Source organism: Streptomyces sp. NPDC019396 (assembly GCF_040632375.1).
In the GTDB taxonomy this organism is placed as follows: domain Bacteria; phylum Actinomycetota; class Actinomycetes; order Streptomycetales; family Streptomycetaceae; genus Streptomyces.
This window is the reverse complement of the sequence record NZ_JBEYBS010000006.1, coordinates 115,649-131,775: the sequence shown is the minus strand read 5'-3', so window position 1 is coordinate 131,775 and position 16,127 is coordinate 115,649. Positions and strand designations below refer to the sequence as shown.

Below are 16,127 nucleotides of genomic sequence, written 5' to 3'. Positions count from 1 at the left end.
CCCCGGCATGAACCCCAGCTCCGGGCGCTCCCGCCCCCAGCGACCGCGTCACGAGACGGTGGCCGCACTGCGCCCCGCGTACCGGGCCGAGCTCGCCGACGGCCCCCAGGCGTTCTTCGAGCCGCTGCGGCTCACCTGCCCCTGGTGCGGATCGGCGCGGATCGGCGGGCATCTGCGGACCTCCGACCTGCTCCAGCACAAGCCGGGGAACTTCCGGATCGACCGGTGCCACTCCTGCCGGCATCTGTTCCAGAACCCGCGGCTCAACGCCCGGGGGCTCGACTTCTACTACCGGGACTTCTACGACGGCCTGGGCGAGCGGCAGCTCGACGGGATGTTCAGCGGAAGGGCCGCCTCGTACCGCCGCCGGGCCGCATCCGTGCTTCCGTATGTCGGCGAGGCCAAGCGGTGGCTCGATGTGGGCACCGGTCACGGGCACTTCTGCGAGGTCGCCCGGGAGGTCCTGCCGGATGTGGTCTTCGACGGGCTCGACCGCTCCGACGGTGTGGATCTGGCCGCCCGTGAGGGGCGGGTCGAGCGGGGCCACCGCGGCGGCTTCACCGAGCTCGCGCCGGGTCTGACCGGCGAGTACGACGTAGTGAGCATGTTCCATTACCTGGAGCACAGCACAGAGCCGATACGGGAGCTGGAGGCGGCCCGTGCGACGCTGCGCCCGGGCGGGCACCTGGTGATCGAGGTGCCTGATCCGGACAGCCGCTATGCCCGGCTGCTCGGGCGCTGGTGGCTCCCCTGGCTCCAGCCGCAGCACCTCCATCTGGTGCCCATGGCCAATCTGCGCCGGGCGCTCGCGGGTCTCGGATTCACGGTGGTGGCGGAGCAGCACGGGTCGGCGCACGAGGCCGTGGATCTGGTGGCGGCGCTTTGGCTGGCTCTGGACGAGGCCGCGCCCCGGGACGACCTGCCGTGGCTGCCGGCGAGACCCGGACGGGTGCGCCGCGCGCTGCGCACAGCGGTGCTGCTGGCCGGAGTGCCGGCCCTGCTGCTGGCGACGCTGGCGGACCGGATCCTCGCGCGGTCCGCCGAGCCTCTCGGGCTGGCCAACGCGTACCGGCTGGTGGCTCGGCGTGACTGAGGGGCCTCAGGGATCCGAAACGGCTCAATGATCCTGGAACGGAGAAAAGCCGCTTCCTCTTGTTTTGAGGAAACGGCTTCCGACCGGCGAATTCGCTGGTCGGGACGACAGGATTTGAACCTGCGACCCCTTGACCCCCAGTCAAGTGCGCTACCAAGCTGCGCCACGTCCCGGTGCCCGTCTGACCTGGGGTTTCCCCCGGCCGAACGCGCACGAGAACCATACCGCACTTCCCTGGGTGGTCACGAACCGTTTCCCGGCCGACCGCCCGCGCGGCTCAGTGCGCACGGTGCGTGCCGGGCCGGACACCGCACCCTCGTCATCCCTGCGTCAGGCCTGCCATGGGAACGGACGGCGGGAACCACTCGGAACGAAAGGGACGAAAACTATCAGGCACGGGCAGACCCGGCAGACCTGTGTCACGCTCCCCCGTACAGGGTCCGCCGGGTTCGGGGCTGCCCAGGTTCATGCGAGGCAGTAGACGCCCATCGCCGGGTTGAGGAAGCCGATGACGGTGAAGCTGTTGCCGCAGAAGGCGATCGGCATGTACACCGGCATCTGGATCACATTGCCCGACAGCACGCCGGGCGAGCCCGACACCACACCGATGGCGGTGGGACCGTCGTGGGCCGCGGCGGCACCGGCGCCGCCGAGGACCGCGGCGGTGGCCAGTGCGGCCGTTGCCACCAGAGTGCGCATACGCATGGTCTCTCCTTGGGGGAGGTGGTCATGGAACACGATGACCATCCCCTGCGGCCGCGCTCGGCATAACGCGGCCCGACCCGTTCGGCGCAGCGGCAAGCCAGCCGGCGACCGCGTCGGCGATGGGCTGAGCGGTCTCCAGTTCGATGAAGCCGAACTGCCCGCCCTGGTTGCACTCCAGGAACCACCACACCCCCTCCCCGTCCTCCGCGAAGTCGAAGGCGGCGTAGGCGAGGCCCGCCTCACCGGTGTAGTCGCGCACGGCACGGGCGATGCGGTGGGGCACATCCACCGGCTGCCAGTGGTGGCCGGTGGTTCCGTAGCGCCCGTCGACCTGGTCGGAGGCGGCGAGCTTGCGTGCCGCGAACAGCCTGCCGCCGACCGCGGTGAGCCGGATGTCCGCCCGCTTGGCGATGAACTGCTGAAGCAGGGTCGGGGCAGCGGCGACCGAGGAGAAGTCGGCATCCTGGCCGATGCGGGTCGTGGGCAGGGCGACCGGTGGGTCACCGACCGGCGGACCGGATGCCGATTTCACCACGAGGTCCGGGTACTGGGCGGCGAACTGCCGCGCCACCCGCGGAAAGGTGGTGATGACGGTGGGTGGTACGGCGAAACCACTGCGGTGCGCGAGGCTCAGCTGCCAGGGCTTGCACCGGGCCTGGGCGGACATGGCGGGATGGTTCATCCACCGCGCGGTGGCGGAGTACAGCATCCCGTAGAGCGCCTGTTCGGTTTCGGCCTTGAGCCACTCCGAGGGTTCCGGGGCGTGGGCTGCGGGCTCCCCGGGCCTGCGGACCCATATCGAGCGCAGGGCGCTCATGCTCAACAAGCGTCCCTCCGTGGACAGATGGCCGTAGAAGTCCCCTTGCACATACTCGGCCGACAGGGCTGCCTCGCCCGGTACGTCGGCGGGGTCGAGGCGTACCAGGGGCACGCCCCGCTCATGCAGCTTGGCGACCACCATGTCTGCGGTCACGTCCTGCCGACAGGTCAGGATGAGCACGGTCATTTCTGATGCCGGTCTGTTCAGTCGTCGAAGTGGGTCTTGGAACCGGCCGTGGACGTGGTCGTCCCGGTCGCCAACAGCACCGCCCTGTCATCGACCGCGGGGCGTCCGTCCGCCAGCACGTTCAGCTGCAGTGCGGGGTCATAGCTGTAGGAAATCGTGACCGCTGGACTCTCGGCCGGAAGTACGAAGTTAAGTACGAACGGTCGCATGAGTCTCCTTCGTCGACTGTCTGCACACGCGTAACTGTACGTGCTGAAGTCGTAGGCAACTCATCACCATGCGTTACCGCAGGCCGGGATGGTGGTGAATGTCATCACAATGCGTTCGCTCAACCTTTCGACCCCTGACTCTCGTCTTCCTGAAACGTGGGTCGACGCCGAAGTGACTGCGCGCTGGCATCCCACAACTCCGAGTAGGCATAGGCCAGTTCGCGCGGAGTCGCGACATCCAGTGAGCGAATGCTTTCCACCCCCGACCTGCTCGAAACGCGGCCCACCGCCGCCGGGGCGGCATGACGGCAGCGCCCGGCGTGGACGGGGGCGCGGGGCGGCACAACCATGCGCCGGGCGCCGCGTAAAACCTTTGCCCTTGGCATGTGGCAAGCAGCGACCCGGTGGGAATGCCCTTCCAGGAGGAGCGACGGGCTTGTACCACCCGGCACACAGTTTCATTCAAACGTCAACGGGCCCTGTTTCAGACATAGTTGGGAGTCTGCCTGAATGCCGTCGGCGGTGATCAACACCATGAGGTGCCATGTGGTGCCCGGCCCGTACGGAACGGGACCACACCGATGCACCACCAGTTCGCACAACCGCGCGAGCAGGCGTTTTCGCAGAGGAGGGCTCGCCAATGGACGGGTACTTCGCCAGTCGACCGCACCATCAGCTCAGGGAGCGCGTCAGGCAATTCGCGGAGAGTGAGGTCCGGCCGCGGATTACCGCGATGGAGACCGCCCGCACGGTGCACCACGAGCTGTCGAGGCTGATCGCACGGCAGGGCTGGCTCGGAGCGACCATCGGCAAGGACTACGGAGGGATGGGGGCCGGCCATCTCGCCAAGACCATCATCATCGAGGAGCTGTCCCGGACCAGCGCCGCCATGGGAGCGATGGTCCAGGCCTCCCAGCTGGGTGCGGCGAAGATAGTCCACTTCGGCAGCGAGGAGCAGAAGAAGACCTGGCTCCCGGCGATCGCGGCCGGTGAGTGCCTTCCCACCATCGCGGTCACCGAGCCGGAGTCGGGCGGTCATGTGCTGGGCATGAGCGCCACCGCGGTACGTGACGGCGACGACTATGTCCTCAATGGCCGAAAGGTATACGTCGGCAACAGCCATGTGGGCGATCTCCACGGCGTCGTGGTGCGCACCGGCCCGGGGTCAGGGGGCCTGACGGCGCTGCTGGTCGAGTCGGGCCGACCCGGTTTTCGCACGGGTGAACAGAAGCCGACGATGGGTCTGCACGGATTCGGCTTCGGCGAGCTGTTCTTCGACAACTGCCGGGTGCCGGTGGAGAATCGGCTGGGTGAGGAGGGAGACGGTCTGGCCGTCGCGTACTCCTCCAGCGTCCTGTACGGACGCGCGAACCTCACGGCGGTCGCGCTCGGCATCCACCAGGCGATCCTCGAGGAGACCACGCGCTTCTGCTCCGAACGCCGGCGCTACGGCAAGCCGCTTCATGAACTGCCCTCCATCAAGATGAAGTTGGGGCAGCTCCAGTCACGACTGATGACGGCACGGCTCGCCGCGTACCACGCGGTGCACCTGCTGGACGAGGGGATGGAGTGCGACGCGGAGCTGATGAACGCGAAGCTGGTCAATGTCGAGTCGACGCTGGACTCGGCACGGAACGCGATGGAGGTCCATGCGGCGGCCGGGCTGTTCACCGAATGCCCCATCGAACGCTATCTGCGGGACGCCCACCACATCTTCGCGCCCGCCGGTACCTCCGACATCCAGCTGCTCCGGCTCGCCGAGGTGGCGCTGGGCACTGCCAAGGGGCAGTGGTCACAGCGACTGTCCGCACTGACTCGGCTGGCGCCCGCCCTGTGAGGGGCGGGTCCCGGCCGGGCGCGGGGCGCCCTCGTCACGATCGCCGCACCGTCAGATTCCACCGTCCTCGCGGCGGTGGATCTGTTCCACCAGCTCGGCGGCGAGCGACTTGATCGTCTCGAGACCGGCCCGGCCCCAGGGCCGCGGCTCGGTGTCCACCACGCAGATCGTGCCGAGCGCGATCCCGGTGCGGTCGATCAGCGGCGCCCCGAGATAGGACCGGATGCCGATCTCGTCCACCACCGGGTTCCCCGCGAAGCGCGGATAGTCGCACACGTCCTCAAGGACGAGCGCCTTGCGCCGCACCACCACATGGGGGCAGTACCCGTGGTCACGCGCCATGAAGCGGCTCACGTCGGCGCCCGTCGCGGCGGCGGCGGCGTCCAGTTGCTCTCCCGAGTGACTGCCCGACGGTGTGTGCAGCCCGGCGAAGAACTGCTGGTTCTCATCGATGAAGTTGACCATCGAGTAGGGGGCCCGGGTCACCTCCGCCAGCCGGTGGGCGAAGTCGTCGAATGCCGGTTCCGCCCGCTCCCCCAGCCCCAGCTGGCGCAGCCTGCGCACCCGTATCGGTGCGTCACGGTCCACGGGGGTGAGCAGCAGATGGCCGGTCGGGTCGTACGTCATGAGTGTGCTCCGTAGCTCGGCGCCGGGGCCGGTGCCGGTGTGGTGGTCAGCAGATACTGGGCGAGGGTGACCAGGGTCCGTATCCCGGAACTGGCGATACGGGCGTCACACAGCACGACCGGTATCTCGGGTCTGAGGTCGATGGCGGCCCGCACCTCATCCGGCTCGTAGCGGTAGGCCCCGTCGAACTCGTTGACGGCGACGACGAAACCGATGCCCCTCCGCTCGAAGAAGTCGACGGCGGCGAAGCACTCGTCGAGGCGGCGGGTGTCGGCCAGCACCACGGCACCCAGTGCTCCCTCGGAGAGCTCGTCCCACATGAACCAGAAGCGTTCCTGACCGGGTGTGCCGAAGAGGTACAGCACATTGCGCTCGTCGAGGGTCATGCGGCCGAAGTCCATCGCGACGGTCGTGGTGGTCTTGGACTCGACGCCGTCGAGCCGGTCGGTCGCCGCGCTGACCGTGGTCAGCAACTCCTCGGTGCTGAGCGGCTCTATCTCGCTCACCGCACCGACGAAGGTCGTCTTGCCGACTCCGAAACCCCCGGCGACCAGGATCTTCAGCGCGGCGGGGAAGAGGCCCGCGACCGAACGGCCTGGGCGGCCATGGGGTTCAGAGCCGTCGTCGTAGACCATCGAGCACTGCCTCCAGCAGAGAACGGTCGGTTGGGGACTCCTGGAACCGGGGCGCCCGTGCGGTGACCGCACCGCAGTCCAGGAGGTCGGACAGGAGCACCTTGGTGACGACCGCGGGAAGGCGTAAGTGCGCGGAGATCTCCGCCACCGAGGTGGGTCCGTCGCACAACCCGAGCGCCAGGGTGTGCTCCGGGCCCAGATGGGACTGCGGGGCAGCACCGGTCGCCATCACCAGCGAGAGCAGATCCAGTGTTGCCGTCGGACGGGTGCGTCCCCCGCTCACCGTGTACGGGCGAATCAGACGCCCGGCCGCGTCGTCGAGCCACGGCCCCTCCTGCAGAGCCGGCACGGTCAGGGCCCCATGGTGCTCGGCGCTCCGGCCGGCTGTCTCGCCGGAGTGATCAGGTAGGGCCGAACGCTCTTGACCAGCATCGCCATCTCGTATCCGAGTACCGCGGCGTCCGCCTCGCGCCCGGCGAGCACGGCCAGACACGTACCCGAGCCCGCGGTGGACACGAAGAGCAGGGTGGAGTCGAGTTCTACCACGACCTGCCGGACCTCTCCACCGTCGCCGAAACGGGCACCGGCGCTGCGGCCGAGTGAGTACAGCCCGGATGCCAGCGCGGCCATGTGGTCGGCACTGTCGGCGTCCAGCCCGTGTACGGACTTCACCAGGCCGTCGCAGGAGAGCAGAACCGCGTTGTGGGTGTACGGCACTCTCTGGACCAGTCCGCTGAGCAGCCAGTCGAGATCCGAGGATTGGCCGGTCGGCGCATCGCTCGCCATGGTGCATCTACTCCTTGTGAGTGTCGTCCCGAAGGTGCGGTTCGTGGGGGGCGGCCGGGGGACTCTGGGTCTGTGCGAGGCCGATACCGCGCTGGAAGGCGGCCATCAGCCCCGGGTCGTGGCGGGCGTGTTCCTCTTCCGGTCGTGGAGCCGGGTCATGGCGCAGCTGCGGCACCAGATGCTCCTGGGCGCGGCGCTTGGGGAGCGTGGGGCGCCCGCCCCCCGTGGCGGCGGGCTCCGGCAGCGGGTCCTGGCCGGCGCCGCCCTGGTGACGCGCTGGTGGCTGCGGCGGCTGGTGCGGGATGCCGGGGCCGGTGGCGACGTAGGTGAGCGAACGCTGCGGTCCGGTGGCCGGGCCGGGCCCGGCCGGCGGGGCCGATGCGGGTGCCGGTGCAGGCGCTGGTGCCGGTGTTTGACCGGGTGCGTTGTGTTCCGGAAGCGACACGACAGCGGTCGCACCGGTCTGGTCGGGAGCGTGCGCGGGGGCCTGTCCTGCGTTCGAGTGGCCGTCGGCCTCCTCGCCGAGCAGTCCCTTCGGCAGCACGAGTACGGCCTGGATCCCGCCGTAGATGTTGGACTGGAGGCGTACGGCGATGCCGTGGCGGCGGGCGAGGGCCGACACCACGAACAGGCCGATGCGGCCGTCCTGCAGCATCTGGGCCACATTGGCCTGATCGGGGTCGGCGAGCAGGGAGTTCATCCTGTGCTGCTCGGCGGTGGACATGCCGAGCCCCCGGTCCTCGACCTCGACGGCGAGTCCGGCCGTGACGTGCGAGGCGCGCAACAGGACCTGGGTGTGCGGGGCCGAGAACAGCGTGGCGTTCTCGACCAGTTCGGCGAGCAGATGGATGACATCGGCCACGGCGTGGCCGCGCAGGGTGCCGTCGATCGGCGGCACCAGCTTCACCCGCGGGTACTGCTCGACCTCGGCGATCGAGGAGCGCAGTACCTCCGTCATGGTGACCGGATTCGACCACTGGCGGCGGGAGATGGCACCTCCGAGCACGGCCAGGTTCTCCGCGTGACGGCGGATGCGGGTGGCGAGGTGGTCGACGTGGAACAGGCCCTTGAGCAGCTCGGGGTCCTCGACCTCGTTCTCCAGCTCGTCAAGAAGCTGGATCTCGCGGTGCACAAGGGACTGGAGCCGGCGGGCCAGGTTGACGAAGACCTCGACCTTCTGGTCGCTCCCGGGACTGCCGGAGAGCCGGGAGGCCTGGACGACCGCGGCGACGGCGGCGTCATAGGACCGGCCGAGGTCGTGGGCGAGCAGATCGAACTCGTCCGCACCCTGCCCGGGGACCGGCACGTCCCGGCGGGGCCCCGGGCGCTCACCGCGGCGAAGTCCCTCCACGACGGTACGCAGGTCCGCCTGGCCGCGCGCGGTCGAACGGCGCAGCTTGTTGCAGCGGTCGATCACGGATCGCGCGGCGCGGTCCGCGCCGAACGCGGCAGTGACCACGGCGGCGAGGGCAAGCGCCGATGAACCCAGGAGGGCGATCCAGAGAGCGGCTGAGGGGTGTGTGTCCGTGGAGCGGATCGTGAAGAGCACCGCGGCGGCGCCGCTGAGCGAGGCGACGACGGCCGGCAGAACCGCTGTACGCAGCAACTGCGGGCGTATCCGGGATTCCGGCGGGGGTGCGGACCGCTGCCGGGTGGTGGGGGGAGTGTGGGGGGCGCGGGGGCTCGCAGTGGGAGTGCGGGAGCCTGACCGGCCGTGCCGTCCGCCCTCGCGGCGGTCCGGCCGCGCGGCGGGTGCGCGAAGTTGAGACATCAGCGTCCTTGGTACGTGGCCGTACTACGGGTGTTCAGCTGCGGCTCAGCGGCCGGGCACCCCGACGCGAGGTGAGCCCACCGTTGATCACCGGCCACACACGGTAGTCGTCAACCGTTCATCTGCGGTGGGCAGTTGACAAACTTGCCCGTGCGGCGTCCGTCTCTGGTATGAGGCTTCGCACGGCAGAGCGAAAACCCGCGGCGCCCCCTCGTTCGCACGAGGGGGCGCCGCGGGCCGTTGTGTCCCGTGGTGTGTCTCAGCCTGTCGGGGCGGCCTCGGGGGCCTCCGCGTCGGTGCCCCCGACCGCACCACGGACACCGGACGCCGGAGCGTCCGCCGCGGCGTCGTCATGGCTGCCCGCCGACGCGACGGGGGCGGGGGCGGCCGTGGAGACCGGTGCGACCGCACGCCACCAGGGCGCGGCCGGGACGTCCGCCGCGGTGGGTTCGAAGGGCTGGCCCGGCAGCGGCAGGGCGAGCCGGGCCCCGGCCTCGGCCGCGGCGGTGACACAGCCCTCGCCAGGCTCGTCCCATGGGTGCGGGGCGAGATTGAAGGTGGCCCAGTGGATCGGCAGCATCACCCCGGAGAGCTGCCCGCCCTGGAGGTCGAGATGGGCGCGCAGCCCCTCGGCCGGGGTCATGTGGATGTCGGGCCAGTATTCGCTGTAGGCACCGATCTGGATCATGGTCGCGTCGAAGGGACCGTGCTCGGCGCCTATCTCCTTGAAGCCGGGGAAGTAACCCGTGTCCCCGCTGTGGTAGACGCGGTGGCCGGACGGCCCGAGCAGCGCCCAGGAGGCCCAGAGGGTGTGCTGCTGGTTGCGCAGCCCGCGCCCGCAGAAGTGGCGGGCCGGGGTGGCGGTCAGCCGCAGGCCCGCGACCTCCGTCGAATCGCCCCAGTCGAGCTCGCGCAGCCGCGTGCCGGACACACCCCAGCGCTCCAGGTGCGCGCCCACACCGAGCGGCGCGACGAACACGCTGTCCGTGGACGCCAGCGCGCGGATCGTGGGCATGTCCAGGTGGTCGTAGTGGTCGTGCGAGATCACCACCACGTCGACGGGGCCGAGCGCGGTGAGCGGCACCGGCACGGGGTGCAGCCGCTTGGGTCCGGCGAAGGGGAACGGTGAGCAGCGCGAGCCCCACACCGGGTCGAAGAGCACCCGCCGGCCGTCAATCTCGGCGAGAACGCTCGAATGACCCATCCAGGTGATCCGCAGCCCTGTGGCGGGCGGTGCGGCGAGGTCCGCCAGCGTGTCGGTGTGCAGGGGGATGGGGGCGGTGGGCATGCGCAGCCTGCGGGCCTCCCGCTGGAAGTAGATCTTCGCGAACTCGAGCGTGGAGCCCGATGGCCTGGTCCTGGCCTCCACCGGGTTGCGGAACACCCCGTCGGCGAAGTTCGGCGAGCGGCGGATCCGCTCCATCCGCTCCCCTTCCGGGTCGGCCCCGAAGACGGTCGGCCGCAGTGACCGCAGCCGGGAGCGCAGAGAACTCGGGGGTGCGGCGCCGGTCACGGGGCCTCCTGGGGTCCGGGAGTCTTCCTTGCGGGACTTCCATTATGTGCGGGGGGTACGACAGTGCAGGAACGCACCCGTGGGGCGGCTGGTTCCCGGCGGCGGGAAATGTCACATTCGCCCAGGGCACCCGGACACAAATCCGGGCGTCCCGGGCAGGGCGGCGGGCGCACCCCGTCCGGCCTGCGCGAATATCGCGTTGACACGAGTCCGACACCTCCAGATACTGACCGACGGTTCAGTCCGTCGCTCCTTCTGGAGGCTCCATGTCCGCCGTGGACACCTCACTGAAAGCCCAGCAGACCCAGCACACCGCGCTGATCTCGCTCACCTGGACCGACCCCGTCACCGGGCGTCAGGGGCACCTTGTGGTGGACCGTCTCGTGCGCGGAGTGGCCAGCGGCGGACTGCGGATGCGTGCGGGGTGCACCCTGGAGGAGGTGGCGGGGCTGGCACGCGGTATGACCATGAAGGAGGCCCTGCACTTTCACGCGGACGATCCGACGGCCCGCTACGTGCCGCTCGGCGGCGCGAAGGGCGGGATCGACTGCGACCCGCGGGACCCGGAGGCCTACGGGGTGCTGGTCCGGTATCTGCGCGCGATGCGTCCGTACATCGAGAGCTGCTGGACCACCGGTGAGGATCTGGGACTCAGCCAGGATCTGGTCGACCGGGCAGCCTACGAAGCGGGACTCGTCTCGTCCGTGCAGGCCGTGTACCGGCTGCTCGACGACGAGGCGGCGGCGCGCGAGCGGCTGGCGGACGCCTTCAGCATCGAGGTCGACGGCATCGGCCTCGATGAACTGGTCGGTGGCTGCGGAGTCGCTGAATCGGTGCTCACGGCACTCGACCGCGCGGGCAGGAACCGCGCCGGCACCCGGGTCTCCCTCCAGGGCTTCGGCACGATGGGCGGGGCCACGGCACGCTTTCTGTCCCGGGCCGGTCTGCGGATCGTCGCCGTCGCCGACGTCAAGGGCACCATCGTCAACCCCGGCGGCCTCGACGTGGAGGCCCTCCTCACCGCGCGTGACGCGTACGGCACGGTGGACCGGGCGGCGCTGCGGCCCGACGACACCGAGCTACCGGGCGACGCGTGGCTGGTGGCCGACGCGGAGGTCCTGGTGCCCGCCGCCGTCTCGTATGCCATCGACGCGGACAACCAGACCGGGGTGCGCGCCCGCTGGATCGTCGAGGCGGCCAATATGCCGGTCCTGCCCGAGGCGGAACGGCTTCTCGCGGCCCGCGGGGTGACAGTGCTGCCGGATGTGGTCGTGAACTCGGGGACCAACGCTTGGTGGTGGTGGACCCTCTTCGGTGACATCGCCGCCGACGCCGACGAGGCCTTCGCCCACACCCGCCGCTCGATGCGGGCCCTGGTCGGCCAGATGCTCGCGCGCGCCGAGGCCGACTCCACCACCCCGCGCGCGGCCGCACACGCGATAGCCGCCGAGCGGCTCCCTGTGATCACGGAACGCTACGGCTGGTACGGCTGACAGCACATGGACCAACACCCCCGTGAGCTCGCACAGGCGTGTGTAGGGTGACCGGGTGGCGAGACTCCGGTTGAGCGTGGCGGAGCGGCGGGAGGAACTGCTGCGGGCCGCCGTGGAACAGATCGAGGCCCGGGGCGTGGCGGCCGTACGCATCGCCGACGTCGCCTCGGCCCTAGGGGTGAGCAACGCGCTCGTGCTGTACCACTTCGAAACCAAGGAGAAGCTGGTCGCGGCCGCCTTCGCCCATGCCGCCCAGGCCGATCTGGCCCATCTGCGCCGCATCCTGAACCGCCGGACCTCCGCACTGCGCCGGCTGCGCGCCGCCGTCCGCTGGTACGCCCCGACGGGCCAGGCCAAGGGCTGGCGACTGTGGATCGAGGGCTGGGCCTCATCGCTGCGCGACCCCGCGCTGCGCGATGTGGCCCGTGACCTCGACCAGCAGTGGAAGGCGGCGCTGACCGCGGTCATCACGGAGGGCTCGGCGGCGGGCGAGTTGCACTGCGACGACCCCGCGTCCGCCGCGTGGCGGCTCACTGCCCTGCTGGACGGCCTGGCGGTGCAGATGACCGCGTACGGCGGGACGCTCACCCGGGCCGCGATGCTGGCATGGACGGACGAGGCACTGGCGCGCGAGTTGGGCCTCGAGCGCGAGGCGCTGACCCGGCAGGGCGCGTAGGCCGTTCGGGAGCACTCCCGCCGGGGACGCCGCACGGCTCGGCCCGCCGACCTGGCCTCAGGTCTGACGCAGTGGTTCGTACGCGGCGGCGTCGAGCCCGAACGTCCAGGCCACTCCCTCCCTCGCACTGCGGGTCGCGGGCGGTACCCGCAGCCAGTACGTCTTGTGCGTGCCGTCAGGCTCCGGGGTGGAGTTGACCACCTCGACCATGGCGACGTCCTCGTCGTCGGCCAGCGCGATACGCCACAGCACCCCGGTCTCGTCGCGATGCACGGGCCGGGCACCCGACTCGGCGAGATAGCGGTCATAACCGTAGAACTCAAGCATCACGCGCCGCAGTTCGGCGTTCTCCTCGGTACGTATGCGCTCGGGGGTCAGTGAGGCGAGTCCGGCCAGGAAGTCCGCGGCCACCGGCATTCCGCGCCAGGCGTGCAGTGCGAAGCCATCGGCGAAAGCCAGCGCCGGACCGTCACCGCGGTCCAGCCGCCCCGCCTCGTCGCGGTGCAGTTCGACCGGCCGCTCACACAGGACCACCGCTTGCTCGAACGGCCACCACCAGCCCGCGTGCTCCGCCACCCGGGCCAGACCGGCCAGTCGCTCGCCGCGCCCGTCGAAGGCCGCGAGCCAGGCCGCGTCGTGCTGGCCCAGCACGGCGTCCATCAGGACGAGACGAACGGCGGTGCGCTCTGCTGCCGCCTCGTCCTCGTCACCCCCGGCCAGCGCCGCCGCCTCTGCGGCGAGTTCGTCGGCGACCCCGGACCGGATCCGCTCGGCCAGCGCCCGGGTGTTGTCCCAGAGCAGGGCGCCCGTGCGCGACCAGTGATCGGTCCAACCCGCCGGTCCCAGCTCGTCATGCACGCGCCGGCGCTCATCGGCCCAGGGGTCCGTCCTGATCCGGTCCCGCACCGAGCGACCCGCCCCTTCCAGCGAGCGCACCGCCGCCACCGCGGCACGGGGCGAGTCCACCCAGATCAGCCGCCCTGGTGCGGTCAGCCCCGCCGACCGGTAGGCGAGCCGCACTCCTTCCTCCGCCTCCGCGCGCTCCGCCGGGCCTGTCGCCGCCGCCACGGCCCGCCACTTGTCCACGTACCGCATGGTGTATCCCCGTCCCCTGTTGTCCGTTGCGATGTTCTTGCCGTCGTCCGCCGAGCCCGAGTCCTCAGTCCGCGACGATCCTGACGGCGCCCGGTATGTACTCCCGCTGGCGCACCACGCGGTACCAGCCCTTGGGCAGTGCGATCGGCGCATGCTCTTCGTGCACCAGACGGCCACCCTCCGGGAGTTCGAGCAGCATCGGCCCGCCGGGCACCACGGACTCCCGGACAAGCCGGCCCCTCGCGGCGAGCGCGTGCGCATGCCCGGTGACCTCGCCGAGCGCCAGCACGAGACGGCCTCTGCCGTCCCGCGGCTCCCCCTCCACCTGCTTCACGTGCTCCGGAACGTCGTCTGACGCGACGGGCACGATCAGCACGTCTCCCTGCCGGTACATGGCACTCCCCTCCAGGTGGCGGCGCCGAGTGCGCCGAACCCGACACCGAAGCTAGGGGCAGGGTCTGACAACGCGTTCCCCCCGCTCCGTCCGGGCGCCCCGCGGAGAGCGTTGTCACTGCGGCTTGGTAGAACTGCTCGCACATCAGCCGATCAACGCCCTTCGGTGTCTGGAGCCCCGTCATGACCATCTCGGGCCATCTGCAGGACCTGTACGGCCTGCCCGTCTTCGACTTCCCCGACGCCGACGCCGAGCCCGGCTCCCTCCCCGACCCTGAGTCGGTCGCCTGGCGGGTCTCCGTCGACGCGTACGAGAGTGACGAGGCATGGGAGGCGGCCTTCGCCCGCTTCACCGCGGCGGTGGACACCGCCCGGGTGCGGGCGCTGGTCGTCGGCGCGTGGAGCGACGTGTACGAGAGCGCTCCCGACGAGGTCATCGCGGCCATCCGGGATGCGCGGGGCCGGTTGCCCGCGCTGCGCGCGCTGTTCTTCGGTGACATCACGTACGAGGAATGCGAGATCTCGTGGATCAACCAGACCACGGTGACTCCCCTGCTGGAGGCCTTCCCCGAGCTGGAGGAGTTCGGAGTCCGGGGCGGGACAGGACTCGGGTTCCCCGCGGTCCGGCACGCCGCGCTGCGTACCCTGTGCGTCGAGACCGGCGGTCTGCCGGCCGAGGTCGTGCGGGGCATCGCCGGCAGCGAGCTGCCCGCGCTGGAGCACCTGGACCTGTGGCTCGGTGTCTCCGCATATGGCGGCGACACCGAGTTGGCGGATCTGGAGTCGTTCTTCACCGGCTCCCGGCTGCCCAGGCTGAGGCATCTGGCGCTGCGCAACGCCGAGATACAGGACGAGATCGCCGCCGCGTTCGCCAGCGCCCCCGTCGTGGCGCGCCTCGAGACCCTCGATCTGTCGATGGGCACGCTCGGCGACGAAGGCGCGGCGGCGCTGCTCGAGGGCCAGCCACTCACGCACCTCAAGAAGCTCGACCTCAACCACCACTTCATCAGCGGCCCGCTGAGGGACCGGATACGTGAGGCGCTGGAGCCGGCCGGTGTCACGGTCGATCTCGACGACGTCCAGGAGCCGTGGGACGGTGGCGACGGCCGTTTCACCGCGGTGGCGGAGTGACCACGGCGCCGCCCCGCTTCGCCGTCGTGGGAAATCCCGAGAACAGGCGCGTCCGCCTCTTCCAGGACGCGGTGCGTGCGGCGGGGCTGCCCGACGCACGCGTGGTGCCGTGGCTCGACGTGCTGCGGGGCCGTTGCCGCTTCCTGCCGGACGAGTGGGTGCGCATCGACTCACCGGGGGAGAACGCGGAGGTCGACTTCCTGCTGCGCGGTGTCCGTGACCCGTCCCGGGTCGAAGGTGGCGCCCGGTGGTACAGGAGCTTCAACGAAGCCGCAGGGGAGGTGGCCGTGGCGGTTCGGGACGCGGGCGGCACGCTGCTCGACGACCCGGGCGATCTCGCCGTGCTGTTCGACAAGCGGCTGTGCCATGAGCGGCTCGCCGTGGCCGGCGTGGCGGTGCCGCCGTCCCCGACATCGGGGCGCGCCCCGGTCGTGGGCGGCTGGGAGGACGTCCGGGGCCATCTCGCCGAGCCGGCCTTCCGCCGCGCCTTCGTCAAACCGGCCCACGGCTCATCCGCATCCGGGGTGCTGGCCGTCGAAGCCGCCTCCGGCGGACGGGTGCACGCGGTCACATCGGTCGAGCGGGCACCTGACGGCAGGCTCTTCAACTCGCTCCGGCTGCGCCGCTACACCTCGGAGTCCGAGGTCGCGGCCATCGTGGACGCTCTGGCGCCCGACGGCCTGCACATCGAACGCTGGCTGCCGAAGGCCGTTCACCGCGCCCGGGCCACTGATCTGCGGGTCGTGGTGGTCGCGGGCAAGGCGACCCATGCCGTCGTGCGGACCAGCCGCTCCCCACTCACCAATCTCCATCTCGGTGGCGAGCGCGGCGATCTGGCCGAGGCGATGGCCGCCGTCCGGGCGGCGGGCCGCAGCTGGCCGGAGCACGTGCTCGGGCTCTGCGAACGGGCGGCGGCACTGTTCCCTGGACGGCTGTGCGTGGGGGTCGATGTCCTGCCCGCCACCGCCTGGCGGCGCTTCACCGTCGGCGAGGTCAACGCGTTCGGCGATCTGCTGCCACGACTGACAGGGCTGCCCGGCAGCGGAGCGGCGGGCCTCGACACCTACGCGGCGCAGGTAGCTGCCGCCATCACCTCGCACCACAAGGAACCACCATGCGCACGCCCCCTTCCGGCTCTTCCGGCCCGGCACAGATGA

General features: G+C 70.7%; 17 protein-coding genes and 1 tRNA gene. 6 read left to right on the top strand and 12 right to left on the bottom strand.

Annotated elements, in window-relative coordinates; genetic code table 11:
• Positions 1 to 7: 7 nt before the first annotated feature.
• Positions 8 to 1,093 carry a class I SAM-dependent methyltransferase gene (locus ABZ532_RS09130; RefSeq protein WP_361280628.1) on the top strand — a complete coding sequence of 362 codons (1,086 nt, stop codon included), beginning with the start codon at positions 8 to 10 and terminating at the stop codon, positions 1,091 to 1,093.
• 96 nt (positions 1,094 to 1,189) lie between these two features.
• On the opposite strand, the gene ABZ532_RS09125 is transcribed toward ABZ532_RS09130, so the two are convergent.
• The 4 genes from ABZ532_RS09125 to tgmA form a co-directional block, all read right to left on the bottom strand.
• A tRNA-Pro gene (locus ABZ532_RS09125) sits at positions 1,190 to 1,266 on the bottom strand.
• 292 nt (positions 1,267 to 1,558) lie between these two features.
• Entirely contained in the window at positions 1,559 to 1,798 is a 240-nt protein-coding gene (locus ABZ532_RS09120) for a chaplin (RefSeq protein ID WP_361280627.1), read from the bottom strand.
• A 22-nt stretch (positions 1,799 to 1,820) separates the two neighbouring features.
• A complete protein-coding gene (gene tgmB, locus ABZ532_RS09115; protein ID WP_361280626.1) occupies positions 1,821 to 2,804 on the bottom strand; it encodes an ATP-grasp ribosomal peptide maturase in 984 nt (327 codons plus the stop codon).
• Between the two features lie 17 nt (positions 2,805 to 2,821).
• Positions 2,822 to 3,013 (bottom strand): putative ATP-grasp-modified RiPP, encoded by a 192-nt coding sequence (gene tgmA, locus ABZ532_RS09110; protein WP_338674114.1) that lies wholly within the window; start codon positions 3,011 to 3,013, stop codon positions 2,822 to 2,824.
• A gap of 640 nt (positions 3,014 to 3,653) precedes the next feature.
• On the opposite strand from tgmA, the gene ABZ532_RS09105 reads away from it, so the two are divergent.
• On the top strand, positions 3,654 to 4,850 hold the full coding sequence (locus ABZ532_RS09105) for an acyl-CoA dehydrogenase family protein (protein ID WP_361280625.1): 1,197 nt from the start codon (positions 3,654 to 3,656) through the stop codon (positions 4,848 to 4,850).
• Positions 4,851 to 4,901: 51 nt separating this feature from the next.
• Here ABZ532_RS09105 and ABZ532_RS09100 read toward each other — a convergent pair whose 3' ends face one another.
• The 6 genes from ABZ532_RS09100 to ABZ532_RS09075 all read right to left on the bottom strand — a co-directional run bounded on the left by ABZ532_RS09100 (position 4,902) and on the right by ABZ532_RS09075 (position 10,182).
• A complete protein-coding gene (locus tag ABZ532_RS09100; RefSeq protein WP_361280624.1) occupies positions 4,902 to 5,477 on the bottom strand; it encodes a GAF domain-containing protein in 576 nt (191 codons plus the stop codon).
• The gene (locus tag ABZ532_RS09095) at positions 5,474 to 6,112 is read right to left on the bottom strand and encodes an ATP/GTP-binding protein (RefSeq protein ID WP_361280622.1); all 639 of its coding nucleotides are present in this window, start codon (positions 6,110 to 6,112) and stop codon (positions 5,474 to 5,476) included. The genes ABZ532_RS09100 and ABZ532_RS09095 overlap by 4 nt, the downstream gene beginning before the upstream one ends.
• Entirely contained in the window at positions 6,090 to 6,461 is a 372-nt protein-coding gene (locus ABZ532_RS09090) for a DUF742 domain-containing protein (RefSeq protein ID WP_361280620.1), read from the bottom strand. The genes ABZ532_RS09095 and ABZ532_RS09090 overlap by 23 nt, the downstream gene beginning before the upstream one ends.
• 2 nt (positions 6,462 to 6,463) lie before the next feature.
• Positions 6,464 to 6,898 (bottom strand): roadblock/LC7 domain-containing protein, encoded by a 435-nt coding sequence (locus ABZ532_RS09085; protein WP_361280618.1) that lies wholly within the window; start codon positions 6,896 to 6,898, stop codon positions 6,464 to 6,466.
• A gap of 7 nt (positions 6,899 to 6,905) precedes the next feature.
• A complete protein-coding gene (locus ABZ532_RS09080) occupies positions 6,906 to 8,669 on the bottom strand; it encodes an ATP-binding protein (protein WP_361280617.1) in 1,764 nt (587 codons plus the stop codon).
• A gap of 259 nt (positions 8,670 to 8,928) precedes the next feature.
• Positions 8,929 to 10,182, bottom strand: coding sequence for an MBL fold metallo-hydrolase (locus tag ABZ532_RS09075; RefSeq protein WP_361280616.1), 1,254 nt, complete (start codon positions 10,180 to 10,182; stop codon positions 8,929 to 8,931).
• A 266-nt stretch (positions 10,183 to 10,448) separates the two neighbouring features.
• On the opposite strand from ABZ532_RS09075, the gene ABZ532_RS09070 reads away from it, so the two are divergent.
• Together ABZ532_RS09070 and ABZ532_RS09065 are read left to right on the top strand one after the other, a co-directional pair.
• Positions 10,449 to 11,675: a Glu/Leu/Phe/Val dehydrogenase dimerization domain-containing protein gene (locus ABZ532_RS09070; RefSeq protein WP_361280615.1), complete on the top strand. Its 1,227-nt coding sequence runs from the start codon at positions 10,449 to 10,451 to the stop codon at positions 11,673 to 11,675.
• Positions 11,676 to 11,730: 55 nt separating this feature from the next.
• Positions 11,731 to 12,351, top strand: coding sequence for a TetR/AcrR family transcriptional regulator (locus ABZ532_RS09065; protein WP_361280614.1), 621 nt, complete (start codon positions 11,731 to 11,733; stop codon positions 12,349 to 12,351).
• Between the two features lie 57 nt (positions 12,352 to 12,408).
• Here the strand turns inward: ABZ532_RS09065 and ABZ532_RS09060 are convergent, their stop codons facing one another.
• Positions 12,409 to 13,446, bottom strand: coding sequence for a DUF6745 domain-containing protein (locus ABZ532_RS09060; RefSeq protein WP_361280613.1), 1,038 nt, complete (start codon positions 13,444 to 13,446; stop codon positions 12,409 to 12,411).
• Between the two features lie 64 nt (positions 13,447 to 13,510).
• Positions 13,511 to 13,840, bottom strand: a complete 330-nt coding sequence (locus ABZ532_RS09055) for a hypothetical protein (protein ID WP_361280612.1) — start codon at positions 13,838 to 13,840, stop codon at positions 13,511 to 13,513.
• Between the two features lie 182 nt (positions 13,841 to 14,022).
• Between ABZ532_RS09055 and ABZ532_RS09050 the strand changes: the two genes are divergently transcribed.
• The gene (locus ABZ532_RS09050) at positions 14,023 to 14,970 is read left to right on the top strand and encodes an STM4015 family protein (RefSeq protein WP_361280611.1); all 948 of its coding nucleotides are present in this window, start codon (positions 14,023 to 14,025) and stop codon (positions 14,968 to 14,970) included.
• Complete coding sequence (locus ABZ532_RS09045) at positions 14,967 to 16,127, top strand: STM4014 family protein (RefSeq protein ID WP_361280610.1); 1,161 nt, start codon at positions 14,967 to 14,969, stop codon at positions 16,125 to 16,127. Before ABZ532_RS09050 ends, ABZ532_RS09045 begins: the two co-directional genes overlap by 4 nt.

Coding starts and splice junctions, on each gene's coding strand:
- ABZ532_RS09130 (WP_361280628.1), top strand. CDS start 8: ATGAACCCCAGCTCCGGGCGCTCCCGCCCCCAGCGACCGCGTCACGAG.
- ABZ532_RS09120 (WP_361280627.1), bottom strand. CDS start 1,798: ATGCGTATGCGCACTCTGGTGGCAACGGCCGCACTGGCCACCGCCGCG.
- tgmB (WP_361280626.1), bottom strand. CDS start 2,804: ATGACCGTGCTCATCCTGACCTGTCGGCAGGACGTGACCGCAGACATG.
- tgmA (WP_338674114.1), bottom strand. CDS start 3,013: ATGCGACCGTTCGTACTTAACTTCGTACTTCCGGCCGAGAGTCCAGCG.
- ABZ532_RS09105 (WP_361280625.1), top strand. CDS start 3,654: ATGGACGGGTACTTCGCCAGTCGACCGCACCATCAGCTCAGGGAGCGC.
- ABZ532_RS09100 (WP_361280624.1), bottom strand. CDS start 5,477: ATGACGTACGACCCGACCGGCCATCTGCTGCTCACCCCCGTGGACCGT.
- ABZ532_RS09095 (WP_361280622.1), bottom strand. CDS start 6,112: ATGGTCTACGACGACGGCTCTGAACCCCATGGCCGCCCAGGCCGTTCG.
- ABZ532_RS09085 (WP_361280618.1), bottom strand. CDS start 6,898: ATGGCGAGCGATGCGCCGACCGGCCAATCCTCGGATCTCGACTGGCTG.
- ABZ532_RS09080 (WP_361280617.1), bottom strand. CDS start 8,669: ATGTCTCAACTTCGCGCACCCGCCGCGCGGCCGGACCGCCGCGAGGGC.
- ABZ532_RS09070 (WP_361280615.1), top strand. CDS start 10,449: ATGTCCGCCGTGGACACCTCACTGAAAGCCCAGCAGACCCAGCACACC.
- ABZ532_RS09060 (WP_361280613.1), bottom strand. CDS start 13,446: ATGCGGTACGTGGACAAGTGGCGGGCCGTGGCGGCGGCGACAGGCCCG.
- ABZ532_RS09055 (WP_361280612.1), bottom strand. CDS start 13,840: ATGTACCGGCAGGGAGACGTGCTGATCGTGCCCGTCGCGTCAGACGAC.
- ABZ532_RS09050 (WP_361280611.1), top strand. CDS start 14,023: ATGACCATCTCGGGCCATCTGCAGGACCTGTACGGCCTGCCCGTCTTC.